Origin of the sequence: Ferrimonas balearica, from assembly GCF_019802085.1 — a bacterium.
GTDB classification, from domain to species: Bacteria; Pseudomonadota; Gammaproteobacteria; order Enterobacterales; family Shewanellaceae; genus Ferrimonas; species Ferrimonas balearica_B.
This window is the reverse complement of sequence record NZ_JAHVHV010000001.1, coordinates 746,098-770,217: the sequence shown is the minus strand read 5'-3', so window position 1 is coordinate 770,217 and position 24,120 is coordinate 746,098. Positions and strand designations below refer to the sequence as shown.

22 protein-coding genes are annotated in these 24,120 nt (G+C 64.2%); 10 read left to right on the top strand and 12 right to left on the bottom strand.

The genetic code is table 11. The annotated features are described in order from the left end of the window. Nucleotide 1 precedes the first annotated feature (1 nt). From aguB to KUV81_RS03485, 5 genes are read right to left on the bottom strand one after another with little or no spacing between them, the layout of a single operon-like run. On the bottom strand, nucleotides 2-871 hold the full coding sequence (gene aguB / locus KUV81_RS03505; RefSeq protein WP_222542457.1) for an N-carbamoylputrescine amidase: 870 nt from the start codon (nucleotides 869-871) through the stop codon (nucleotides 2-4). A 22-nt stretch (nucleotides 872-893) separates the two neighbouring features. Further along, the gene (locus tag KUV81_RS03500) at nucleotides 894-2,174 is read right to left on the bottom strand and encodes an NAD(P)/FAD-dependent oxidoreductase (RefSeq protein ID WP_222542456.1); all 1,281 of its coding nucleotides are present in this window, start codon (nucleotides 2,172-2,174) and stop codon (nucleotides 894-896) included. 13 nt (nucleotides 2,175-2,187) lie between these two features. Then, a complete protein-coding gene (locus tag KUV81_RS03495; RefSeq protein WP_222542455.1) occupies nucleotides 2,188-3,675 on the bottom strand; it encodes an aldehyde dehydrogenase in 1,488 nt (495 codons plus the stop codon). Nucleotides 3,676-3,691: 16 nt separating this feature from the next. Continuing rightward, nucleotides 3,692-4,246 (bottom strand): HTH-type transcriptional regulator PuuR, encoded by a 555-nt coding sequence (gene puuR, locus KUV81_RS03490; protein ID WP_222542454.1) that lies wholly within the window; start codon nucleotides 4,244-4,246, stop codon nucleotides 3,692-3,694. Next, on the bottom strand, nucleotides 4,240-5,007 hold the full coding sequence (locus KUV81_RS03485) for a gamma-glutamyl-gamma-aminobutyrate hydrolase family protein (protein WP_222542453.1): 768 nt from the start codon (nucleotides 5,005-5,007) through the stop codon (nucleotides 4,240-4,242). Before KUV81_RS03485 ends, puuR begins: the two co-directional genes overlap by 7 nt. Before the next feature lie 349 nt (nucleotides 5,008-5,356). Here KUV81_RS03485 and KUV81_RS03480 point away from each other — a divergent pair, with 349 nt between their 5' ends. From KUV81_RS03480 to KUV81_RS03470, 3 genes are all read left to right on the top strand, one after another. After that, entirely contained in the window at nucleotides 5,357-6,652 is a 1,296-nt protein-coding gene (locus KUV81_RS03480; RefSeq protein ID WP_222542452.1) for a glutamine synthetase family protein, read from the top strand. Between the two features lie 23 nt (nucleotides 6,653-6,675). Beyond that, a complete protein-coding gene (locus KUV81_RS03475; protein WP_261389183.1) occupies nucleotides 6,676-8,157 on the top strand; it encodes a Na+/H+ antiporter NhaC family protein in 1,482 nt (493 codons plus the stop codon). 141 nt (nucleotides 8,158-8,298) lie between these two features. Then, a complete protein-coding gene (locus KUV81_RS03470; RefSeq protein ID WP_222542451.1) occupies nucleotides 8,299-8,829 on the top strand; it encodes a GNAT family N-acetyltransferase in 531 nt (176 codons plus the stop codon). Here the strand turns inward: KUV81_RS03470 and KUV81_RS03465 are convergent. After that, entirely contained in the window at nucleotides 8,807-9,265 is a 459-nt protein-coding gene (locus KUV81_RS03465; protein WP_222542450.1) for a TetR family transcriptional regulator, read from the bottom strand. The genes KUV81_RS03470 and KUV81_RS03465 overlap by 23 nt on opposite strands. Before the next feature lie 258 nt (nucleotides 9,266-9,523). Between KUV81_RS03465 and KUV81_RS03460 the strand changes: the two genes are divergently transcribed. Next, nucleotides 9,524-9,958 (top strand): hypothetical protein, encoded by a 435-nt coding sequence (locus KUV81_RS03460; protein ID WP_222542449.1) that lies wholly within the window; start codon nucleotides 9,524-9,526, stop codon nucleotides 9,956-9,958. Between the two features lie 113 nt (nucleotides 9,959-10,071). Here KUV81_RS03460 and KUV81_RS03455 read toward each other — a convergent pair whose 3' ends face one another. The 5 genes from KUV81_RS03455 to adhE all read right to left on the bottom strand — a co-directional run bounded on the left by KUV81_RS03455 (nucleotide 10,072) and on the right by adhE (nucleotide 15,300). Then, entirely contained in the window at nucleotides 10,072-10,359 is a 288-nt protein-coding gene (locus KUV81_RS03455) for a YciI family protein (protein WP_222542448.1), read from the bottom strand. A 14-nt stretch (nucleotides 10,360-10,373) separates the two neighbouring features. Beyond that, nucleotides 10,374-10,985 carry an NUDIX hydrolase gene (locus KUV81_RS03450; RefSeq protein ID WP_222542447.1) on the bottom strand — a complete coding sequence of 204 codons (612 nt, stop codon included), beginning with the start codon at nucleotides 10,983-10,985 and terminating at the stop codon, nucleotides 10,374-10,376. Between the two features lie 166 nt (nucleotides 10,986-11,151). Next, entirely contained in the window at nucleotides 11,152-12,000 is an 849-nt protein-coding gene (locus KUV81_RS03445; protein WP_222542446.1) for a hypothetical protein, read from the bottom strand. A gap of 201 nt (nucleotides 12,001-12,201) precedes the next feature. Further along, nucleotides 12,202-12,549 carry a zinc ribbon domain-containing protein YjdM gene (locus KUV81_RS03440; protein ID WP_222542445.1) on the bottom strand — a complete coding sequence of 116 codons (348 nt, stop codon included), beginning with the start codon at nucleotides 12,547-12,549 and terminating at the stop codon, nucleotides 12,202-12,204. 141 nt (nucleotides 12,550-12,690) lie between these two features. Then, nucleotides 12,691-15,300 carry a bifunctional acetaldehyde-CoA/alcohol dehydrogenase gene (adhE, locus tag KUV81_RS03435; protein ID WP_409995543.1) on the bottom strand — a complete coding sequence of 870 codons (2,610 nt, stop codon included), beginning with the start codon at nucleotides 15,298-15,300 and terminating at the stop codon, nucleotides 12,691-12,693. 472 nt (nucleotides 15,301-15,772) lie between these two features. On the opposite strand from adhE, the gene KUV81_RS03430 reads away from it, so the two are divergent. Continuing rightward, nucleotides 15,773-16,957 (top strand): alginate export family protein, encoded by a 1,185-nt coding sequence (locus KUV81_RS03430; RefSeq protein WP_222542444.1) that lies wholly within the window; start codon nucleotides 15,773-15,775, stop codon nucleotides 16,955-16,957. A 63-nt stretch (nucleotides 16,958-17,020) separates the two neighbouring features. Here KUV81_RS03430 and KUV81_RS03425 read toward each other — a convergent pair whose 3' ends face one another. Continuing rightward, complete coding sequence (locus KUV81_RS03425; protein ID WP_222542443.1) at nucleotides 17,021-17,953, bottom strand: LysR family transcriptional regulator; 933 nt, start codon at nucleotides 17,951-17,953, stop codon at nucleotides 17,021-17,023. Between the two features lie 104 nt (nucleotides 17,954-18,057). On the opposite strand from KUV81_RS03425, the gene KUV81_RS03420 reads away from it, so the two are divergent. The 5 genes from KUV81_RS03420 (at nucleotide 18,058) to yghU (ending at nucleotide 24,078) form a co-directional block, all read left to right on the top strand. Continuing rightward, the gene (locus tag KUV81_RS03420; protein ID WP_222542442.1) at nucleotides 18,058-18,537 is read left to right on the top strand and encodes a DUF962 domain-containing protein; all 480 of its coding nucleotides are present in this window, start codon (nucleotides 18,058-18,060) and stop codon (nucleotides 18,535-18,537) included. A 159-nt stretch (nucleotides 18,538-18,696) separates the two neighbouring features. After that, the gene (locus KUV81_RS03415) at nucleotides 18,697-19,839 is read left to right on the top strand and encodes an iron-containing alcohol dehydrogenase (protein ID WP_222542441.1); all 1,143 of its coding nucleotides are present in this window, start codon (nucleotides 18,697-18,699) and stop codon (nucleotides 19,837-19,839) included. Between the two features lie 161 nt (nucleotides 19,840-20,000). Next, nucleotides 20,001-22,256 (top strand): catalase/peroxidase HPI, encoded by a 2,256-nt coding sequence (gene katG / locus KUV81_RS03410; RefSeq protein WP_222542440.1) that lies wholly within the window; start codon nucleotides 20,001-20,003, stop codon nucleotides 22,254-22,256. A 232-nt stretch (nucleotides 22,257-22,488) separates the two neighbouring features. Continuing rightward, nucleotides 22,489-23,040 (top strand): carboxymuconolactone decarboxylase family protein, encoded by a 552-nt coding sequence (locus KUV81_RS03405; protein ID WP_222542439.1) that lies wholly within the window; start codon nucleotides 22,489-22,491, stop codon nucleotides 23,038-23,040. 180 nt (nucleotides 23,041-23,220) lie between these two features. Then, the gene (gene yghU / locus KUV81_RS03400) at nucleotides 23,221-24,078 is read left to right on the top strand and encodes a glutathione-dependent disulfide-bond oxidoreductase (RefSeq protein WP_222542438.1); all 858 of its coding nucleotides are present in this window, start codon (nucleotides 23,221-23,223) and stop codon (nucleotides 24,076-24,078) included. Nucleotides 24,079-24,120 lie beyond the last annotated feature (42 nt).

Below are 24,120 nucleotides of genomic sequence, written 5' to 3'. Positions count from 1 at the left end.
CCTATTGGCCGGTCAGGGAGGTGACGGGCCCGTAGAGATCCGGGCGGCGATCGCGGAACAGGCCCCAGCTGTGGCGGGCCCGGGCGGTGGCGTCCAGGTCGATGGTGGCGTAGAGGATGGTCTCCTCCTCACGGCCCGCCTCCGCCATCTTGGCGCCGGTGTGGTCGGCGATAAAGGAGCTGCCGTAGAAGGTAGTGGTGATCCCGTCGTCCTGCTCCACACCGGTGCGGTTAGCGGCGATCACCGGGGTCAGGTTGGCGGCGGCGTGGCCCTGCATGGTGCGCTGCCAGTGGTCCCGGGAGTCCAGGGTCGGATCCTGGGGCTCGGAGCCGATGGCGGTGGGGTAGAAGATCGCCTCCGCCCCCGCCAGCGCCAGGCTGCGGGCCAGCTCCGGGAACCACTGGTCCCAGCAGATCCCGGCGCCGAAGGTGCCGTAGCGGGTCTGCCACACCTTGAAACCGGTGTCCCCGGGGCTGAAGTAGAACTTCTCGCTGTAACCCGGCCCATCGGGGATGTGGGACTTGCGGTAGTTCTCCAGCACGGTGCCGTCGGCGTCGATCATCACCAGGGAGTTGAAAAAGCAGTTGCCCGCCTTCTCGAAGTAGCTCACCGGGATCACCACCTGGTGCTGTCGGGCCAGCTCGCTCATCCGGGCGATCAGGGGGCTGTCCTCCAGCGCCTGGGCCAGCTCGAAGTACTTAGCCTCCTGCTTCTTGCAAAAATAGGGGGCGGCGAAGAGCTCCTGCAGCACCACCACCTGGGCACCGTTGCTGGCGGCCTTGGCCACCGATTGGGCGATTTTTTCCAGGTTGGCGTCCAGATCCCAGCCGATGGCCAGCTGGACCGAGGCAAAGGTCACGTTACGGGACATGGTTTTTATCCTTGTGGTCGAGTTACAGGGCCAGTTTGTCGCGCAGGCTGTAGTAGGCCGCGCCCAGGGCGGTCAACGGGATCTGCAGGTGGCGTCCGCCGGGGAAGCGGATGTGCGGCAGCGTGGCGAAGGCGTCGAAACGCTCAGCCTGGCCGGACAGGGCCTCGGCCAGCAAACGCCCCGCCAGGTGGGTGCAGGTGACGCCGTGGCCACTGTAGCCCTGGAGGTAGTAGGTGTGGTCGTCCAGGCGGCCAAACTGCGGCATGCGCGAGTAGGTCAGCAGGAAGTTGCCGGTCCAGCTGTAGTCGATCTGCACGTCCTTGAGTTGGGGAAACACCGCTTCCATCTTGGGACGGATGAGCCGCTCGATGGAGTCCGGCTCCCGGGCGCCGTACACCACCCCGCCGCCGAACAGCAGCCGGTTGTCCTCGGTCAGGCGGTAGTAATCCAGCAGGTAGTTGCAGTCCTCGACGCAGTAGTTTTGCGGCAACAGGGCGCGGGCCTGGTCTTCACTGAGCGGCGCCGTGGTCACCACCTGGGTGCCACAGGGGATCGCCTTGCGTCCCAGGCTCGGCTCCAGCCCGCCGGGCAGGTAGGCATTGCCCGCCAGCACCAGGTACTTGGCCTTGACCCTGCCATGCTCGGTGTAGGCCACCGGGTTGGCGCCCTTCTCGATGCGGGTGACCGGGGATTGTTCAAAGATTCGGCCGCCCAACTGGGTGATCGCCTCCGCCTCCCCCAGGGCCAGGTTGAGCGGGTGGATGTGGCCGCCACGCTTGTCCAGCAGGCCACCGACGTAGGCCTCAGTGCCCACCACCTGGCGAATGCCGTCCTGATCCAGCAGCTCCAGCTGGTCATTGCCCAGGCCTTCCCAGTGGCCCTTCTGGGCCTCCAGCTCCGCCATCTGCTTGTGATTGAGTGCCGCGAACACGCCGCCGGGGCGGTGGGCGCAGTCGATGTTGTACTGGGCGATGCGCTCACGGATGATGTCGCCCCCCTCGAAAATCATGCTGCAGAGGGATTCGGCCACCTCGGGGCGGTAACGCTTGCGGATGACGTCCACGTCGCGGCTGTAGCTGTTGACGATCTGGCCGCCGTTTCGACCGGTGGCGCCGAAGCCCACCCGGGCGCTCTCCAGCAGCACCACCTTGAAGCCGCGCTCCGCCAGATGCAGACCGGAGGAGAGGCCACTGAATCCGGCGCCAACGATGCAGACGTCCGCCTCCACCTCCCCCTCCAGCATGGGGTAGGCCAGGGTGCGATTGGCGGTGGCGGCGTAGTAGGAGTTCACGTGTTCAGTCATGGGGTCCGTCCTCTCAGTAGGATTCCAGCCGCAGCCAGGTGGTTTTCACTTCGGTAAATTTCTCCAGGGCGTGCAGGGATTTGTCCCGCCCGTTACCGCTTTGCTTGTAACCACCGAAGGGCACCGTCATGTCCCCCTCGTTGTAGTTGTTGATCCACACCGAGCCGGCCTTGAGCTGACGGGCCACCCGGTGGGCGCGATCCAGATCCGAACTCCAGAGCGCAGCCCCCAGGCCGTAGGGGGAGTCGTTGGCGATGGCGATCGCCTCCGCCTCGGTCTCGAAGCCGATGACGCACAGCAGAGGGCCGAAGATCTCCTCCCGGGCCACCGCCATGGTGTTGTCCACATCATCGAGGATCATCGGCCGGACAAAGGCTCCGGGGCCCTCCACATCGCCGCCACAGCGCAGCGTGGCGCCGGCTTCCAGTCCCTTTTGCAGGTAGGCGAGCACCTTGGCCTTGTGGCCCTGATCGATAAGCGCGCCCATGCTGCTGTCGGGGTTTAAGGGGTCTTGCGGGGTAAAGCGGGCGGCGGCGGCGATCACCTTCTGAATAAAGGCCTCGCGGATGCTTTCGTGCACCAGCAGCCGGGTGGCAGCCACGCACACCTCCCCCTGGTTGTAGAAGCAGCCCGCCGCGGCTTCCTCTGCCGCGCCGTCCAGGTTCTTGTAGTCGGCGAAGACGATGTTGGCGTTCTTGCCCCCGGCCTCGGCCCAGACCCGCTTCATGTTGGACTCGCCGGCGCTGATCATCAGCTGGCGGGCCACACCGGTGGAGCCGGTAAATGCGATGCAGTCCACATCCGGGTGGCGGGCCAGGGCATCCCCCACCTCGTGGCCGAAGCCGGGCAGGATCTGCAACACGCCATCGGGCACGCCCGCTTGCTGGGCCAGCTTGCCCAGGTAGATGGCGGTCAGGGGGGATTTTTCCGAGGGTTTGAGGATGACGCTGTTGCCGGCGGCGAGCGCCGGGCCCAGCTTCCAGCAGGCGATCCACAGGGGGAAGTTCCAGGGCACCACCGCCGCCACCACGCCGATGGGCTCGTGCTTGATAAAGGCGTGGACGTTGGTCTCTGTGGTGGCCACCTGGCCATAGGCCTTGTCGATCGCCTCGGCGTACCAGCGGATCGCGCCGGCGGCACCGGGGATGTCGGTACCGGCGCTGTGGCTGATGGGTTTGCCGGTGTCCAGGGTCTCCAGCAGGGCCAGGGTGTCGGTGTGCTCCTCCATCAGATCCGCCAGTCGCAGCATCACCGCCTTGCGCTGGGCCGGGGACTGGTGCTGCCACAGCCCCTTGTCAAAGGCCGCTCGGGCCAGCTCCACCGCGGCATCGGCGTCCGCCGCCTGGCATCGTGCCACGGTGCAGAGCACCTCGTCGGTGGCGGGGTTGATGGTCTCGAAAACGGCGCCGTCTGCGGCTCCCTGGTAACGACCGTTGATGAAGGCCCGCCCCTCCAGGGTCAGGTTCGCCTTCAGCTCCATCCATTGGGCCTGGCTGTTCATGGCTTGTCCTTTCTTGTTAGAAGTTGGCGGGGCTGTGGGCGCTGATGATGCGGCACACCCCGTCGCTGATGTTGGTGAATTTGTGCGGAATGCTGGTATCGAACAGGAAGCTTTCGCCGGCTTTGACGGTGTGCACCTCGTTGCCCAGGGTCAGCTCGATCTCCCCCTCCAGCACGGTGCCCGCTTCCTCACCCTCGTGGCGAATGCGCTTCTCACCGGTGCAGGAGCCGGGCTGGTACACCTCCAGTAGAAAGCCCAGTTGTCGGTCCGGCCGGCCATCGCACACCAGCTTCATGGACACGTCCTCGTTGCCCAGCTCCACCAGGTGCTCCGGTTTGAGCACGGTGCGCTCGATGTGCTCGGGCTTGTCAAAGGTGAAAAACTCCGCCAGGGAGAGGCCGAACACCTGAACAATCTTGTGCAGGGAGCTGACCGAGGGGCTCACCTTGTTGTTCTCCATGGCGGAGATGGCGCTGTGGGTGATGTCGGCGCGCTCCGCCAGCTCGCGCTGGGACAGCTGATGCTGTTTGCGCAAGGTGGCGATCTTTTTGCCTAGTTGTCCCTCTAGCATGGGCGTGACTCCTGGTTGGGTGAGGCCCGATTGGCCCCGGCAGCGTCGATAAAACGGCGAAACAGCTCTCGGGAGAAGGGCAGCTCGGTGGCCTGCCACTCCGGGTGCCACTGGACGCCGAAAAAGAAGGGGTGGTGGTCCAGGCTGAACGCCTCGATAAGGCCATCCTCGGCGGTGGCCTCCGCCCGCAGCGGCGGGGCCAGGGTGGCCACCCCCTGGTTGTGCAGGGAGTTGACCTCAAATTGCGCCACCTCCGGCCACCAGCGACGGATCCGGCCACCCTCGGCAACGGTCACCGTATGGGCGTGGGCGTATTTGACGGCAAAATCTTCGGTGGTGGGTTCACGGTGGTCCAGGGCCCCCGGGGCCTCATGCACCGCCGGGTTGAGGCTGCCCCCCATGGCCACGTTCATCTCCTGGAAACCGCGGCAGATCCCCAGAATGGGGATCTGATGCTGGGCGCACAGGCGAATCAGGGTGAGGGAGAGCGCGTCCCGCGCCTCGTCCAGCCTCGGCTCGTGATGCTCGGCACCGTATTGATGGGGCGCCACGTTGGAGTGGCTGCCCGGCAGCAACACCCCATCCACCCGGGCCAGCAGGGCGGCGGTGTCCGCCTCATCCTGGCCGGCCGCAAAAAGCACCGGCAGGCCCCCAAAGGCGCGCACCGCATCGGCGTAGAACTCGTTCACCGCCTGGTAGCTGTAGCCATCCAAGGCTTTGCGACAGCTGACCAGACCGATCACCGGTTTGCTGTGAGGCATCCTGGGCCACTCCGTTAAATATAGTTTTCACCATCCTGCCGAGCGCCTTCAAAAAAATCAACATGACCCGGGCCAAATCGGACATTATTTTTAACATGCAATTCAGTGTTAAATGCTCCGGGTTGGTCAATACGCAGACAAACACCGTTTCAAAAGTCGCCAGCAATGCGACACAAATCACACATAAGGGGCTTTGGCAGTCAATCTTGTGCAATCTTCAACCAAAGTCGCGTTTGATTTTTTGACCAGCACTGTGAAATAAAAAGAACAGTTTCGCCGAGCAAGCAGGGATCAATCGATGGACGCGTTCCAGCAGGAAGTTAAAAATATTAGACAGCAGTGGCCACAGATGCGGCACCTGGATCTCATCTTCACCGATCTCAACGCCATCCCTCGTGGCAAGCGGATCCCCATCGAGGCCGCCGACAAGCTGAGCAAAGGGGTCTACCTGCCGGTGTCCAACAACTCCCTGAGCGTGCAGGGGGCCGTGGTGGAGGCCGCGGGCCTGGGCCAGGCCCAGGGCGAGCCCGACCACATCTGTTTTCCCATTGCCGGCTCCTTAAGCCCCAGTGCCAACCCCGAGGTGGGCCAGGTACTGCTGACCATGATGGATGAGCAGCAGAGCGAACCCAGTCAGTTGCAGTCGCGCAACGTGCTGGCCCACCTGGTGGCCCAACTGGCCGAGCAGGGGCGCCGCCCGGTGGTGGCCCTGGAGCTGGAGTTTTACCTGGTGGACAAGGCCCGCGGTGCTCAAGGGGAGCTGCAGCCGCCCATCAACCCGACCAACGACACCCGGGAAGCCTTTTGCGACGTCCACCGCATCGACAACCTGGACGACTACACCGAATTTCTCGCCGACCTTAACGAGGCGGCCCAGGCCCAGGGGCTCAACACCTCAGGCGCCGTGGCCGAGGCGGCCCCGGGGCAGTTCGAGCTCAACTTCCACCACCAGGCGGACGTGCTGGCCGCCTGCGACCAGGTGATCTATGCCAAGCGGCTGATCCGCAAAATCGCCCAGCGCCACGGTTTCGACGCCACCTTTATGGCCAAGCCCTACGGTCAGCTGGCTGGCAGCGGCATGCACATCCACCTGTCGGTGCTGGACGACAACGGCCATAACCTCTTCTCCACCGCCTGCGGCGAGGAGAGTGACTACTTCCACCAGGTGGTGGCCGCCACCTTGAACGCCATGCCCGAGTCCATCGCCCTGCTCTGCCCCAACATCAACGCCTACCGGCGCTTCAGTGCCGAGCTGTTGACCCCCACCCGAGCGGACTGGGGCCACAACCACCGGGGCGTGGCCCTGCGGGTGCCGGTCAGTGACAGCCACAACCGCCGCATCGAGCACCGCATCGCCGGCGCCGACGTGAATCCTTACCTGCTGGCCTCGGTGCTCCTGACCGGTCTGCTGGTGGCGGACCGCTTTACCCCAGAGCAGTGCCCCATTCCATTGTCGGAGCACGCCCCCGCCCTGCCCACGCGTATGTCGGAGGCGTTGGACGCCCTGGCCCGCAGCGAGACCTTTAGCGACACCCTGGGGGCAGATTTCCTCTCCCTCTACCTGGCATGCAAACAAAGTGAGCTGGCGGAGTTTGAACAGACCGTCACCGCGCTTGAAGTTGCTTGGATGCTTCACTCCGCCTAATCGAACGAGAAAAGGACTGTTTCATGACCACGGAAACCTCGACCGTTACCCTGCCGGGCAGTCCCGGCCTGCGGTTGCCCCGCAACCTGACCATCGCCCTGGTGCTGGGTACGGTGCTGGGCTTTATTGCCATCGGCCAGCAGCACCCGGCGGATACGCCGTTCGGCTGGATGAGCCTGCTGCCCACCGCCCTGGTGCTGGTATTCGCCCTGATCACCCAGCGCACCGTGGAGGCCCTGTTCTCAGGCGCCGTTGCCGGCCTGCTGATGCTCTCCCCCGGAGAGATCGTCGGCGAAGTGGTGGATCTCTCCATGACAGTGATGATGGATGAGACCATCGCCTGGCTCATTTTGGTGTGCGGTCTGATGGGCGGCCTGGTCACCATGCTGGAGAAAGGCGGCAGCGTGCTGAGCTTCTCCAACGCCATGGTCAAGCGGGTCAAAAGCAAGAAACAGTCGATGCTGCTGACCGTGGTGCTGGGCCTTCTGGTGTTCATCGACGACTACCTGAACGCCATCGCCATCTCCTCCTCGATGAAGAAGATCACCGACACCTACAAGGTCTCCCGGGAGAAGCTGGCCTACCTGGTGGACTCCACCGCCGCCCCCATCTGCATCCTGATCCCCATCTCCACCTGGGCGGTGTTCTTCGGCTCACTGCTGGAGGCCAACGAGGTGACCGAAACCGGCAACGGCCTCAAAGCCTACATCGAGGCGATCCCCTACATGGTGTACGGCTGGGTGGCATTGGCGGTGGTGTTCCTGGTGGCCCTGGGCAAACTGCCGGACCTGGGGGCGATGAAAAAAGCCGAGGCCCGCGCCGCAGCCGGTCAACCGCGCCCGGAAGGAGTGGAGGAGATCACCTTCGGCCCCGGCGAAACGCCCAAGGACAGCGGCGCCCTGGGGGTGCTGAACTTCCTGCTGCCCATGGTGGTGCTGGTGGCCGCCAGCTGGTTCTACGACATCGATCTGCTGGCCGGGGTGTTCGTGGCCTTGGTGTTCACCATCGCCCTGTACGGCGTACAGAACCTGCTGAGCCTGCACGCCATGTTCGATGCGGTGTACGACGGCATCAAGATCATGCTGCTGCCCATCGCCACCGTAGTGGGGGGCTTTATGCTGAAAAACGTCAATGACCGCCTAGGCCTGACCCAGTACGTCATCGACACCGTGGCGCCCTACCTCTCCGCCAGCCTCTTCCCCGCCATCATCTTCCTGGTGATGACCGTGCTGGTGTTCGCCACCGCCTCCTCCTGGGGCCTGTTTGCGGTGGCCATGCCCATCGTCTTCCCCCTTGCGGCCGAAGTGGGCTCGCCCCTGCCGCTGGTGATCGGTGCACTGATCTCCGCCTCCGCCGCTGGCAGTCACTCCTGCTTCTTCAGTGACTCCACGGTGCTCTCGGCTCAGGGCAGTGGGTGCAGTGCCATGCAGCACGCCCTGACCCAGATCCCCTACGCCCTGATTGGCATCGTGCTGACCGCCACCTTCTTTGTGGTGATCGGCTGAGGGTTTTTCCCAACCTGCGCCAGGTTTCGGCCTGGCGCTTTTTTGTGCCTGAGGCCGGCCAGAGCCCTTTCTCTTGGCACTTTGCCCCCAAGGCCGCCACAATAACCCTATGCCGTTTTATTCGCTGTGGAACGTTGTCCGGTGAACACCCTGCCCTTCTCCACTCCCCGACTGAACGTCGGCCCCCTGACTCCCGATCCGGGCCCTACCCTGTTGATGCAGATCCCCGAGCTGCTCAGCCCCCGGGCCACACGCCATCTGCCCAGTGGCTGGCAGGGGATCCACACCGAGGACGCCTCCCGAAGCTGGCTGTCCGAGCGCCAGGCCGAGGGGCAGCTGATGGCAGTCCGGTTGCGCGGCACCGACGAGCTGGTGGGCCTATTGATGCTCAGCAACACCACCCGGGTACAAACCGGCCTGACCCTGCACCTGGGTTACGTGCTGGCCGAGCGCTGGTGGGGCCAGGGGCTGGCCAGCGAGTTGGTCAGTGGCCTGGCGGAGTGGTGTCAGATGGATGGCCGGGTCTCGGCGCTGATCGGTGGAGTGGTGCGGGACCACGCCGCTTCGGTAAAGGTGCTGGAGAAGTCCGGCTTCGAACCGGTGGAGGTGGAGACGGCACCGGAGACAGTGCAGTTTTTCGAGCGCCGCTTTACGAGTCCGCCAGTGTCATGACGGTGCGCCCCAGCAGCAGCTCCAGATCCTGATGGGCCTGTGGGCCGAGGCGCTCGGTCACCAAAACCGCAAGCCGTTTGAGCCCCAACCGACCCAGCTCCGTGGGGTACTTGCCCACCAGGTTGCCCAGAAGCAGCGTGAGCACCATGCGAAACTTGGGCTCCGACAGCGCCTGGCTCCAAGAGCGCACCAGCGCCTCCCGCGAGCTCAAATCCAGATAACCGACAAACACCGGGAACACCTGCCCCTTGAGGCAATCGCCAAAGGCCTCCCGGTTGGGGAAATAGGCCTGCAAGGTGGAGCTGCGCACCCCCAGGTGCTCCGCCAGACGGCCATAAGTGAGGTCGTCCCAGCCGACCTGCCAGAACAGCTCGATCACCCCCTGGCGATAGCGGACAAGATTGGCTTCCCGTTGGGCAGCGGAGATGCGGGCCATCAAGACACCCTTATAGAGACACAACTAAGTAAGCGTTTTATATACGATTTAGCCTCCGATGCCCAGCGCTCGTAGGCTCAGCATGCTGACCGCCGCGCCTCTGGCTAAGACATTCCCTGCCCCTAATGGCGTCACTGGACTGGCTGCCTGGATGCTTTGCTGACCCGGAATGGAAGTGATACCTTCGGCGTTGATTATTTTCAACAAAAACACTGTCTTTTAGGGATAAAGGAAAGTGTGAAATGACAGGGAGTCACAATGGAACAGGCCGTCAATAGCCAAGAAAATGAAATGGACGTCAAAGAGGCCAGAAAAAAACTCATTCCAATTTGGATTAAGGGTTTTGGCTGGCTCTTTATGGTGATGGCTTCGGTCATTCCGGTGACCTATTTAGTGATCCTGTTTTGGGAGTACCCGGCCGCCTTCACCATGTTTGGACTGAGCTACGAGGGGCCACCCTTGGCGCTCATGCCGATGCTTATCGCCTCGCTGATTTTGGTCAATGGGATCTGCGCCTTTGGCCTGCTGTTCGCCAAAGATTGGGGGCTCAAAGCTTGTCTGTACTTCGGCTACGTGGGCCTGGCAATCTCCGTGGGAGCCACCATCGCCGCTGGCGGTGAAACCTTCAACCTGGATCCAGTAGTGCTCGTCCCTTACCTCTACGTGCTGCACAAGCTCAGCAAGCACTGGTAAGCCTATCGTCGTTACCCGCCACAACTTCGGGCTGATTGCCCCAAGCGAGTGATCCCTCTCTCGGCATGACAAAGGCGCCCTAGGGCGCCTTTTTTTATCGGCACAATGAGCGCCTAAGCCAGCAGGAACTGCAGCCGTTCGTCCGCCAGGGCGGGATTCATCTCCAGAATTTCGGCGCTCACCACCTGGTTGGCCACAAAGGGGTCATCAGCCAGTCGCCGCTCCAGCTGCTCCCGGTCCAGGTTGTGGGCCAGCAGGGTGCCGCCTTTTTGCGGCTGCCAGGGGCCGGCCAGCAGGAAAACGCCGTCATCAAAGCCTTGGCGGATCCACTCCCGGTGGGCCTCCATATGGCGATCCCGGGCGTCCCGGTTTTTGGCAAACCCCAACAATACGATGTACATATCAGCCTCCTTGTTCAGTCGCACCAGATGGCGGGTTCAGCGCTGCGCGCCGCTTCCAGCCCCAGCTCAATGTCCTCAGCCAGCACCCGCCCGGTGGAGAGCGGGGGCAGCGCCTGTGGGTCGAAAAAGCCCACCTCTTCGATCTCCTCGTTGCCCTGCCCGGCCTCACCGCCGATGATCTCGGCCAGGAAGAACAGCTTGTAGATGCTGGTGGGGTACTTGGGGTGGTAGGGGTGGCGGTCTCGGTCTTTCACCGCGTAGAGCCGGGTGACTCGCACCTCAAACCCCGACTCCTCCCGCACCTCCCGAGTGATCCCCTCGATGGGGGTCTCGTTTTGATCCGCCCAGCCGCCGGGCAGGCTCCAACAACCGTCCATCCGCTCTTTGACCAGCAGCACCCGCCCCTGGTGCACCACGCAGGCGCGCAGGTCCACCTTGGGGGTGGCGTAACCCTGGTCGGGGATAAAGAAGCGCGCCACCGCCTCGGGGCCCGCTTCGCTGAGCAGCGCCATCAGCTCAAAACTGATGGCCCGCAATCGCTGGTACCGCTGGCGGTCAAAGGGGTTATCACTGTTATGCAGCCCCGACTGGGCCAGGGCCTGAACTTCCCGGATCAACTCGTGCATTTTCCCCTCCCCTGGCTTAAACAAAGGCCAAAAAGCCCCTGACTGCCAACTTACTTGCCTCTTTTTCGCACCACAACTCAGCCGGTTAGCCCGCCTTACCCGGGATATCAACGCAAACGCCCCGCCACGAACGGCGTCGTGGCGGGGCGTTAAAGGCGGCGGGGTATCAGCGGCTCAGCAGATCCGCGCCGTAGTACACCGGGGCCTGGCCGTCGCGCTCCAGCACGCCGTGCACCTGGATGGCCACGCCGTCTTCCTGGCTGCGCGCGGTGATGTAGCCGGTCAGGGTGTTGGCTTCGGCCTGGTTGGTGCAGCTGGTGGCCACCAGTTCACCGATGTAACCGGCTTCGTTGGCCTGACGATGCAGCTGGCCCTGAAACTGGCAGCTCTGGGAGGGGATGTCCCCGGCCCCATCGAGGCCTTTGAGATTGCCGCTAACCAGGTAGTCCTGCTCCCCCAGGTGCTCAAAGGTCACCGACTGGCCCTGGCTGACGGTCTCGCCACTGAGCACCAGCTCATACTCCGGGGCGGCCCGCAACCAGGTGCCGCTGAACCGGCTGTTGACCGTGTACTCGGCCACCTCGCCCCACTGGGCGCGGAATTGGCGGTTCCAGTTCAGCGCCTCCATATCCTGGGTCAGGTAACGCGCCTCGGCCAGCAGTTCGGCCTGATTGAGGTTGGTGGGCAGCTCGGCACTGTCGAAGCGCTCCTCCTTGACGTGCTGGCCCTCGATAAAGCGCAGCACGAAGGTTTGGCCGTCCTCGGAGGGGATCATCAGCGCCTCCCCCAGCATCGCCAGGTCCGGGGCGATCTGCTCCCCTTCGATGTCTTCGATGGGGCGCTCGGGCTGCACCTCCATGGGCAAGTCACGCTCCGGCTCCACGGGCAGAGCCGGTGCCGGCATAATGGGGTGAACCGGCTCCAGCCCACTGTCACCGCTGTGGTCGTCGCTGGAACAGCCCGCCAGGGTCAGCAGGGCCAGGGCGCTCAGGGTCAGGTTCAGGGTCTTCATCATTCGATACTCCGGATAAGGGGATGTCTGGGTATCGAGGCCCACTCCATCCGGCCCCGCGTTCAATTGAGACGCAGTGTGCCCAAGCGGCCGCGCGCTGGCCAATTAACAGTCAATTAAGCCTTGCTTAAACGAGTAGGCCAAACCCTTAACCAGCAGACACAAAAAAGCCGCCCTACGGCGGCTTCTTCGATGGAGCCAAGCTCAGTCGGCTTTTCTCACGAACTGGGACTTGAGGCCCATGGGGCCGATGCCCGGTACCTTGCAGTCGATGTCGTGGTCGCCGTCCACCAGGCGGATGTTCTTCACCTTGGTGCCCACCTTAACCACGGTGGAGGAGCCCTTGACCTTGAGATCCTTGATCACGGTGACGCTGTCGCCGTCCTGCAGCAGGTTACCCACCGCATCGCGCACCACCTTAACGTCCTCATCTTCGGCGTCGGCGGAGGCGTCCTGGGACCACTCATGGGCGCACTCGGGACAGACGTACATGGTGCCGTCTTCGTAGGTGTATTCCGAATCGCACTTGGGGCAATTGGGTAAGCCACTCATATTGATTACCTTTTGGTTTACTCGCCCGGCGTGAGACCCGGCAAAACAGGGGCGGGATAATGCCAGATGGGGGCCGGCACTGTCCACGTTGGCCACCCGCCCCCTTCAGGCTCTGCTACCCGCCCCACAGTTTAGGCAAGATCAGGCCGCCCCATCCTCCGCCTCCCGGTACGCCCGGCCGTAGTAGCTGTCCAGCAGCAGCTGCTTGAGCTCACTGATGAGCGGGAAGCGCGGGTTGGCGCCGGTGCACTGATCGTCGAAGGCCTCGATGGCCAGCTCATCCAGTTTGGCCAGGAAGTCCGCCTCCGCCACCCCGGCCTCCTGAATCGAAGCGGGGATCCCAAGGCGGGCTTTGAGCGCGTCGATGGCGGTCACCAGGTTGTCCACCTTGGCGGCGTTGTCGCTGCCCCCCAGACCCAGGTGATCGGCAATCTCGGCATAGCGGCACAGGGCGGTGGGCCGGTCGTACTGGCTGAAGGCCGCCTGCTTGGTGGGCACGTCGGTGGCGTTGTAGCGAATGACGTTGCTGATCAGCAGGGCGTTGGCCAGGCCGTGGGCCAAGTGGAACTCGCTGCCCAGTTTGTGGGCCATGGAGTGGCAGATCCCCAAAAAGGCGTTGGCGAAGGCGATGCCGGCGATGGTGGCGGCGTTGTGCACCTTCTCCTTGGCCTTGGGCGCCGCGGCCCCCTTCTCGTAGCTCTCCGGCAGGTAGGCGAACAGCAGTTTGAGCGCCTGCAGCGCCTGACCGTCGCTGTACTCGTTGGCCAGCACCGAGACGTAGGCCTCCAGGGCGTGGGTCACCGCGTCGATGCCGCCAAAGGCGGTCAGCGAGGGGGGCATGTTCATCACCAGATCCGGGTCGACAATGGCCATGTTGGGGGTCAGTTCGTAGTCCGCCAGCGGGTATTTCTGGCCGGTGTCGTCGTCGGTCACTACGGCGAACGGCGTCACCTCCGAGCCGGTGCCCGAGGTGGTGGGGATGGCGACAAACTCCGCCTTCTGGCCCAGCTTCGGGAACTGGAAGATCCGCTTGCGGATGTCCATAAAGCGCAGCGCCAGATCGTGGAACTGGGTGTCCGGGTACTCGTACAGCACCCACATGATCTTGGCCGCGTCCATGGGGGAACCGCCGCCCAGGGCGATCAGCACATCCGGGCCAAAGCTCTGGCACAGCGCCGCGCCCTTGCGAACGATGGAGAGGGTGGGATCCGCCTCCACCTCGAAGAACACCTCGGTCTCCAGTCCCATCCCCTTGAGCAGGCCGATCACCTGGTCGCAGTAGCCATTGTTGAACAGGTAGTGGTCGGTGACGATAAGGGCACGGGACTTGCCCTTGAGCTCCTCCAGGGCGATGGAGAGGGCCCCGCGACGGAAGTAGATCTTTTCAGGCAGTCGGTGCCACAACATGTTTTCGGCTCGCTTGGCGACGGTTTTGGTGTTGATAAGGTGCTTGGGCCCGACGTTCTCGGAGATGGAGTTGCCGCCCCAGGAGCCGCAGCCCAGGGTCAGGGAGGGGGCCAGCTTGAAGTTGTAGAGATCGCCGATCCCCCCTTGGGAGGCCGGGGTGTTGACCAGGATCCGGGCGGTCTTCATCCGCTGCCCGAAGGTGAGCACCCGCTCCTTCTGCAGGTCCTGATCGCAGTAGAGCACCGAGGTGTGGCCGATGCCGCCCAGGGCCACCAGGGCTTCCGCCTGGGTCACGGCGTCGTTAAAGTCGCTGGCCCGGTAGAGGCCGAGGATGGGGGAGAGCTTCTCGTGGGCGAAGGGCTCCTCCTCACCGGTGCTGGCGACCTCGCCAATCAGGATCTTGGTGCTCTTTGGCACCACGATGTCCGCCATTTCGGCAATTTTGTACGCCGGTTGACCGACGATCTTCGCGTTCAGGCCGCCGTCGATGAGGATCACCGATTTGAGCCGTTCGCACTCCTCGGCGCTCAGCACATGGGAGCCGGTCTGGGCGAAGCGCTCGCGCACCTGGTCGTAGACGCTGTCCACCACCACCACCGCCTGCTCCGAGGCGCAGATCACCCCGTTATCGAAGGTCTTGGACAGTTGCACCGAGGCCACCGCCTGCTTGATGTCGGCGGTCTCATCGATCACCACCGGGGTGTTGCCGGCACCGACGCCGATGGCGGGCTTGCCGGAGGAGTACGCCGCCTTGACCATGCCCGGCCCGCCGGTGGCGAGGATCAGGGCGATGTCGTCGTGGCGCATCAGCAGATTGGAGGCTTCTACCGAGGGCTCGGCCACCCAGCCGATGATGTCCGCCGGGGCGCCGGCCTTGACCGCCGCCTCCAACACGATGCGCGCTGCCTCGCAGGTGGAGCGTTTGGCCCGGGGGTGGGGGGAGAAGATGATGCCGTTGCGGGTTTTCAGGCAGATGAGCGCCTTGAAGATGGCCGTGGAGGTGGGGTTGGTGGTGGGCACGATGCCACACACGATCCCCACCGGCTCGGCGATGGTCATGGTGCCGAAGGCTTCGTCCACCTCCAGCACACCGCAGGTTTTCTCGTCGCGGTACTTGTTGTAGATGTACTCGGAGGCAAAGTGGTTCTTGATCACCTTGTCCTCCGCCACCCCCATGCCGGTCTCCTCGGCGGCCATCATGGCCAGGGGGATCCGCGCGTCGGCGGCGGCCAGGGAGGCGGCGCGGAAGATGGCGTCCACCTGCTCCTGGCTGTAACTGGCGAAGACCTCCTGGGCCGCTTTCACTCTCGCCACAAGGGCGTCCAGTTCGGTTTGTACACTCATGGTCAGGCGTTACTCCGCTCTTGGTTTGCGACCGGCGAAGTGTAGACGGCTTCGCCGGGCTGCCCAGCATCTTGGGGCCGGGCCATCATTTGGACTTGCCCCGATGGACTGCCGGGGCCCCCTCATCATGCCCCAAGGAACCCATCCACCTCCGATACGGCGATCACAAACCGCGCTCACGGACACAACAAAACCGCTACTTTGGTCCCTCCTCCCTGGGCAGAGCGCCTTCCACTGGCAAGCCAAGCGGCGCCGTTTTGAGAGCGAGATCCCAGTAACCGGTCCGAAACTGACCAGGATCAAGAATCCAACTTTTTTAACTGTCCATTTACTTTTGGCTCAGTAACATGCATCTCACATGCTCATTACCTGCCCTTGATAAAGGTTGGAGTGAGCGGCTCCGCCAAGGACGGTGAAACCCGGGCACCGTCCATGGCAGACACTCTCTTTGTTCCGCTCGAAGGATTCGATGATGAAGAAGCTCAGCCTGGTTTCCCTGGCCCTGATGGCCGCCTTTCCCGCCCTGGGTGCCGACACCCTGACCGACGCCCTGACCGGCGGCACCGCCAAACTGGATATGCGCCTGCGCTACGAGAACGTCAGCCAGGACAACGCCCTGAAAGACGCCGACGCCCTCACCCTGCGCACCCGCCTCACCTACGCCACCGCCGATTACCACGGCCTCTCCGCCCTGGTGGAGTTCGAGGACTCCCGCGTGGTCGCCGGCATCGACGATTACAACAACGGTCTGAACTCCAAGCCCGAGTACTCCACCATCGCCGATCCCGAGACCACCGAGCTGGACCAGTTCCTGCTGCAATACCAGCGCGGCGGCTTCACCGGCAAGCTGGGCCGCCAGGTGATCACCCTGGATAACCACCGTTTCGTCGGCCACGTGGGCTGGCGTCAGGACCGCCAGACCTTCGACGGCGTGACCCTGGCCTACGCGCCGCTGGACAACCTCAAGCTGTTCTACGGCTACATCGATCAGCGCAACCGCATCCTGGCCGAAGAGCGGGACGTGGACTCCAAAGACCACCTGATCAACGCCCGCTTCGACACCGGCTTCGGCGCCCTGTCCGGCTACGGCTACCTGCTGGAGGTGGACAACAACATCGACAACGGCCTGGACACCTACGGCCTGCGCTTTGCCGGCAGCACCGAGCTGGACGCCATCAAACTGCTCTACGCCGCCGAGTACGCCACCCAGGAGTCCGATACTGCCGGGGTGAGCTTCGATGCCGACTACTACCTGGTGGAGGGGGGCGTGGGCGTCTCCGGCTTTACCGCCAAGCTGGGCTACGAAGTGCTGGGCTCCGACGACGGCCAGTACGGCTTCAGCACCCCGCTGGCCACCCTGCACAAGTTCAACGGTTGGGCCGACCAGTTCCTCTCCACCCCGCAAGAGGGCCTGGTGGATCTCTACGCCTCCATCGGCGGCGGCCTGCTCGGCGGCAAGTGGGCCCTGGTGTACCACGACTATGAAGCGGACCAGGCCAGCGCCACCGTGGATGACCTGGGCGACGAGTGGAACCTCAGCTACACCCACGCCTTCGCCAAGCACTACAGCGCCGGGGTGAAATACGCCGCCTACAGCGCCGGCGACATCAAGGACGACACCGACAAGTTCTGGGTGTGGTTCAGCGCCTCCCTGTGATCTGACCTTTCGGATCCCGATTGAGCCGGCCCTCGTGGCCGGCTTTTTTTATGCCCGTCGTTGTTATCCCAGCGCCCGCCCCAAGCCGCTTACGGTGTCGATCAGCCAGCGGATGGAGGGCTCCTCGGAATTCGCCCGTCGCCAGTAGAGGCGCACCGGCAACGGCTCGCACTCAAAGGGCAGCGGCAGCAGATGCAGGCCCAGCAGCTCGGCCAGGCGCCCGGCGTAGGTGGCGGGCATGGTGAGCAGCAGTTGGGTGTCGGCCACCACGGAGGCGGCGGCAAAGTAGGTGTGGCAATGCAGGCGCACCTCCCGCCGACGGCCCACCCCCAGCATCCGCTGATCGACAAAGGCCCGCTCCCGGGGCTCCAGGGTCACCAGCACGTGCTCGGAGGCCACGTACTGCGCCTCATCCAGGGTGCCGTTCTCAAAGGCCGGGTGGGCGGGCCCCACCAGCACCACCAGGGGCTCGGCGCGAAACGCGGTGCTGGAGATCGCCTCCCCCACCGGCAGCTCCATGTCCACCACCAGATCCAGTTCGCCGGATTTGAGCCGCTCCTCCAGTTCGCTGCCTCGCACCCGGGCACTGGTGAAGCGCAGCCCGGCCCCCAGGGTGTCCAGGTGGGCCATCAGCGGCGGCAGCAGCATCGCCTCAAGGATGTCGCGAAACCCCAGGTGAAACTCCAGCCCGGCGGTGGTCGGGTCAAAGGGCCCCGGCTGCACCCGGCACTGACCCAACACCGACAGCGCCTGCTGGACCCGGGGCATCATGGCCCGCCCGTGGGGGGTCAACACCAGGTTGCGCCCCTGCTTGACGAACAATGGGTCCCCCAACTGGCTGCGCAGCCGGCCCAGGGCGTGGGAGACCGCCGATTGAGTCAGGTGCAGCTGCCGAGCCGCGGCGGAGGTGGAGCCGGTTTCCGCCACCGCCACGAACACCCGGAACAGGTTGAGGTCGATGCGCTCCGCCGGCGCCGCACTTTGATGAATATTCATCATCAAAATCTCTGAAAGATAGTCATTGGATTATTAGGTTAAAGGGGATTAGGGTGTGATCCAAGTCACATTGCCGCGGACCGCGCGCTGAAACGGAGAACCTCATGCTCGATAAGAACATCCAGCAGTGGCTCAACGCCTACGGTGTCAGCCATCAAAACCCCATCAACAAGACCATTCACTGGATCTGCGTGCCGGTGATCATGTGGACGGTGCTGGCCCTGTTGTGGGAGGTGCACCTGCCCGGCCAACCCTACCTGAACCTGGCGGCGGTGCTCATCGTGATCAGCCTGCTGTTCTACTTCCGCCTCTCACGCAACCTCGCCATCGGCATGGTGGGCGTCACCGCGGTGATGGTGGCCATCATCCTCTGGCACCAGGCCAACCTGGCCCTGCCCCTGTGGCAAAGCGCCCTGACGCTGTTCGTGGTGGCCTGGATCTTCCAGTTCATCGGCCACAAGATTGAGGGCAAGAAACCCAGCTTCTTCGAGGACGTGCAGTTTCTGCTGATCGGCCCGGTGTGGCTGCTCAGCTTCATCTACCGCAAGCTGGGGATCCCCTACCGCCCCGCCCCCCAGGCCTAACCTTCCCGGCACACCCCGCCGTCTCGGATTACCCTAATAAGACGGCGGGCGTGGCCCTGGGCACACTGTGACCCCGGGGCTGGAAAGCGCCCTCAAGCCAAGGCACAATCGACTCCTAATCAGTGGTCGGGCCTGTGCCCGCAGCAACCGGAGTGCCCCATGCAGTTTTCTTTTCATAACCCCACCCAAGTCCAGTTCGGCCGAGGCCAGATCGCCAGCATCGCCCAGCTGGTGCCCCGCGACGCTAAGGTGCTGGTGCTGTACGGCGGCGGCTCCATCAAGGGCAACGGGGTGTATGACCAGGTGGTGGCGGCACTGAAGGATCACCAGTGGGACGAGTTCTCCGGCATCGAGCCCAACCCGGCGGTGGAAACCCTCGACCGGGCCGTGGCCAAGGTGAAGGCCGAGGGTTTTGACTTCCTGCTGGGAGTGGGCGGCGGTTCGGTCATCGACGGCGCCAAGTACGTGGCCTCGGCGGCCCTCTACGACGGCTACGGCTGGGACATCCTGGCGGGCAAGCACAAGGTCACCCAGGCCCTGCCCCTGGGGGCGATCCTCACCCTGCCGGCCACCGGCTCCGAGTCCAACCCCGCCGCAGTGGTGACCCGCACCGCCACCGCCGAGAAGCGCTCCTTCCTCTCCCCGGCGGTCTACCCCCGCTTCGCCGTGCTGGACCCGGACGCCATGGCCAGCCTGCCGGACCGCCAGCTGGGCAACGGCCTGGTGGACGCCTTTGTCCACGTTTGCGAGCAGTACCTGACCATCCCCACCGGCGCCATGGTGCAGGAGGGGTACGCGGAATCCCTGCTGCGCACCCTGGTGACCCTGGCGGGCCAGTTCGACCAGCGTCGCAGCCCCGAGTGGCAGGAGAATTTGATGTGGGCCGCCAACCAGGCACTCAATGGCCTGATTGGCCTCGGGGTGCCCCACGACTGGGCCACCCACGCCATCGGCCACGAGTTCACCGCCCTCTACGGCCTGGACCACGCCCAGAGCCTGGCACTGGTGCAGCCGGCCCTGCTGCGGGAGCAGTTTGCCCAGAAGGAACCCAAGCTGACCCAGATGGGCCGCAACGTCTTTGGCCTGGAGGGGGACAACATCGCCCACCGCACCATCGACATCATGGAAAACCTCTACCGCAGCGTCGGCGTCGGCACCCGCTTGCACGACTACCAGCTGGACCGCACCGACGTGCAGCTTCACCTGGTCACCGCCATGGAAGAGCACGGCCTCAACCGCCTGGGGGACCAGCGCAACGTAGACAGCCAGGTGGTGGACGCCATCATCCGTCGCGCCGAATAATCGCGCTGCCCGGCGCCGGATCAGGCGGCGCCGGGCGATCCATTCCCCGCCCCTAAGCCCTTTTGGAATTTCCGAACAGGGCAATCCCTTTTATCCGCCTTTCCAGCTGCCCTCCCCCCGCCTATACCTTATCGGGTAACTCAGTTCATGAGGGCTTCACTATGCGCCGCTTTACCGCTTCGACCTTGACCGCCGTGGCGGTCACCCTGTCGGCCCTGTCCGGCAGCAGCCTCGCCGACCCCACGGCGAAATCCAACCAGTTCTGGTGGCCTGAGCAGCTGGATCTCAGCCCCCTGCGCCAGCACGACGTCCGTTCAAACCCGCTGGGAGGGGAGTTCGACTACGCCGCGGCCTTCAGCGCCCTGGACCTGGCCGCCGTGAAAAAAGACATCGAGGCGGTGATGACCACCTCGGTGGACTGGTGGCCCGCCGACTACGGCCACTACGGCCCCTTCTTTATCCGCATGGCCTGGCACAGCGCCGGCACCTACCGGGTGGCGGACGGTCGCGGTGGCGCCGGTGGCGGCCAGCAGCGCTTCGAGCCGCTCAACAGCTGGCCGGACAACGCCAACCTGGACAAGGCCCGGCGCCTGCTGTGGCCGGTGAAACAGAAGTACGGTCGCGCCCTCTCCTGGGCCGATCTTATGGTGCTGACCGGCAACGTGGCGCTGGAGTCCATGGGCTTTAAGACCTTCGGGTTCGCCGGCGGCCGCGAGGACGACTGGGAAGCGGACGTGGTCTACTGGGGCCCGGAGACCAAGTGGCTGGCGGACGAGCGCTACAGCGGCGACCGCGAGCTGGAAAACCCTCTGGCGGCGGTGCAGATGGGGCTGATTTACGTCAACCCCGAGGGGCCCAACGGCAACCATGACCCCCTGGCCGCGGCGGGTGACATTCGCGACACCTTCGGCCGCATGGCAATGAACGACGAGGAGACCGTGGCGCTGATCGCCGGCGGCCACACCTTCGGTAAAGCCCACGGTGCCAAACCGCCCGGGGACTGCGTGGGCCCGGAACCGGCCGCCGCCGGCATTGAGGAGCAAGGCTTTGGCTGGACCAGCAAGTGCGGCAGCGGCAAGGGCGCCGATGCCATCACCAGCGGTCTGGAGGGGGCCTGGTCGGTAAGTCCCACCCAGTGGACCACCCAGTACCTCGATAACCTGTTTGCCTACGAGTGGGTGCAAACCAAGAGCCCAGCCGGCGCGGTGCAGTGGATCCCGAGCGATCCCGCCGCCGCCAACCTGGTGCCGGATGCCTTTGACGCCAATAAGCGTCACGCCCCCATCATGTTCACCACCGACCTGTCGCTGCGCTTCGATCCCGCCTACCAGCAGATCGCCAAGCGCTTCCAGCAAAACCCCGCCGAGTTTGAGCTGGCCTTTGCCAAGGCCTGGTTCAAGCTGACCCACAGAGACTTGGGCCCCCGTGCCCGCTACCTGGGCAGTGAAGTGCCCGCCGAGGCGCTGATCTGGCAAGACCCCATCCCGGCTCCCGAGGGGGAAGCCATCGACGCGGCGGACATCGCCAAGCTCAAAACCGCCCTTCTGGAGTCCGGTCTGACCGTCTCCGAACTGGTGCGCACCGCCTGGGCCTCGGCATCGAGCTACCGGGGTACCGACATGCGCGGGGGGGCCAACGGCGCCCGACTGCGCCTCGCCCCGCAGAAGGACTGGCAAGCCAACGATCCGGAGGCCCTGGCCCAGGTGTTGCCGGTGCTGCAGAAGGTGCAGAGCGACTTTAACGAGGGCAGCAGCAAGACCGTCTCCCTGGCGGACGTCATCGTCCTGGGGGGCGTGGCCGCCATCGAGAAGGCCGCCAAAGACGGCGGGTATGAGATTGCCGTGCCCTTTACCCCGGGCCGCGGTGACGCCCTGGCCGAGCAGACCGACGAGCTCTCCTTCGAGGTGCTGGAGCCGGCCGCCGACGGGTTCCGCAACTACTACGGCCCCAACAGCCGCCTCTCCCCCGCCGCCATGCTGGTGGACAAGGCTAACCAGCTGACCCTGACCGTGCCCGAGATGGCCGTACTGGTGGCCGGCATGCGGGCCCTGGACTCCAACGCGGCCGCCAGCCGTCACGGCGTGTTCACCGACCGGCCCGGCACCCTGAGCAACGACTTCTTCGTCAACCTGCTGTCGATGTCCACCCAGTGGGCCCCGGCGGACGAGGGCTTGTACGAAGGGCGTGACCGGGCCAGTGGTCAGGTGAAATGGACCGCCACCCCGGTGGATCTCATCTTCGGCTCCAACTCCGAGCTGCGGGCGGTGGCGGAGTTCTACGCCGCCGACGACGCCGAGGCCCAGTTTATCGCCGACTTCGTCGCCGCCTGGAACAAGGTGATGATGCTCGACCGCTTCGACGTCACTGACGAAGACCCCAGCACCTTTAAGACCAACCTGACGGTCAAGGCCCAATAGGCGGTCATCCCGACCTCAAAGCGCCCCGGTTAACCGGGGCGCTTTTGCGTTGCTCTTTTCGAACTCATCCATACAAATATGCACGTTTAACTTCCAATGTTGGCTGTTTTTGAATGCCAACTCTGCCCGTATTCTGTGCTCATCGATTGGTCGGGGCAGTATCTCAGCCCGTAGCAGAGTCGCTGGTGCCCTGCCCCGGTCATCCCGTTTCACCCCATCGAGGAGCAACATCATGAGCCAATTCACCATCCATAACCTGGACACCGTGCCCGCCGGCAGCCGAGCCACCCTGGAGCAGGTCAACAAGCAGTTTGGCATGGTGCCCAACCTGCTGGGCGTGCTGGCCGAGGCCCCCGGGATCCTGGACGGCTACCTGCAACTGCACCAGTTGTTCAGCCAGTCCTCCTTCAACGCCGAGGAGCTCACCGTGGTGTGGCAGACCATCAACGTCGAGCACGAGTGCACCTACTGCGTACCCGCCCACACTGGCATAGCCCACAGCATGAAAGTGAACCCGGCGCTGACCGAGGCCCTGCGCAATGGCCAGCCCATGCCCAGCGATAAGCTGCAGGTGCTGCACGAGACCACCTTGCAAATGGTGCGCAGCCGTGGCCGGCTGACCGGCGCCGAGCAGCAGCGCTTCTTTGATGCCGGTTTCACCCAGCGACAGATGCTGGAGATTGTTCTGGGCCTGTCCCAGAAGGTGATCAGCAACTACGTCAATCATCTGGCCGAAACCCCGGTGGACAAGGTTTACCAGCGTTTCGCCTGGCAGGGCGCCTGATCCGTCCGACCCGAACCGCAGTATCAATGAGGCCCGCCCAATGGTGGGCCTTTGGCCTGTCATCAGTCAGCACTCGCCAAAGCGTCGGGAAAATTGGATGATAGGGCCCGCGCCCTGCGCCTCAGTTTTGCTTCGCTGCGCCGCTCCCACCCGGGAGGGCGCGGCCAGAAAGGATGGAAAATGGAAAACACCTACGAACCGCCCAAGGTATGGACCCACGACGCCGAGAGTGGCGGCACCTGGGCCAAGATCAACCGCCCGGTGTCCGGCGCCACCCACGATAAAGCCCTGCCGGTAGGCCAGCACCCGCTGCAGCTTTACTCCATGGGCACCCCCAACGGCCAGAAGGTGACCATCCTGCTGGAAGAGCTGCTGGTTTTGGGGGTCGCCGAGGCGGAGTACGACGCCCACCTTATCCGCATCGGCGAGGGGGACCAGTTCGGCTCCGGCTTTGTCGAGGTGAACCCCAACTCCAAGATCCCCGCCCTGGTGGACCGCTCCGGTGAGCAGCCGGTGTCGGTGTTCGAGTCCGGCGCCATCCTAGTGTACCTGGCGGAGAAGTTCGGCCACTTCCTGCCCGAGACTCAGCCCGAGCGCGCGACAGTGATGAACTGGCTGTTCTGGCTGCACGGCTCCGCCCCCTACCTGGGCGGCGGCTTCGGCCATTTCTACGCCTACGCGCCGGAGAAGTTCGAGTACCCCATCAACCGCTTCACTATGGAGGTGAAACGCCAAATGGACGTGCTGGACAAGCAACTGGCCAAACACCCGTTCATCGCCGGTGACCAGTACAGCATCGCCGACATGGCGATCTGGCCCTGGTACGGCAACCTGGCTTTGGGTCGTCAGTACGACGCGGCGGAGTTTCTGGATGTCACCAGCTACCCCAACCTGCAGCGCTGGGCCAAGGCCATCGACGCCCGCCCGGCCGTCGAGCGCGGCCGCATCGTCAACCGCGCCTGGGGCGAACCCTACGAGCAGGTGGCCGAACGCCACAGCGCCGAGGACATCGACCAGGCACTGGCACAAAAGCCGTAACCCGCCCCAAGAAAAACAGCCTGACTCCCGTCAGGCTGTTTG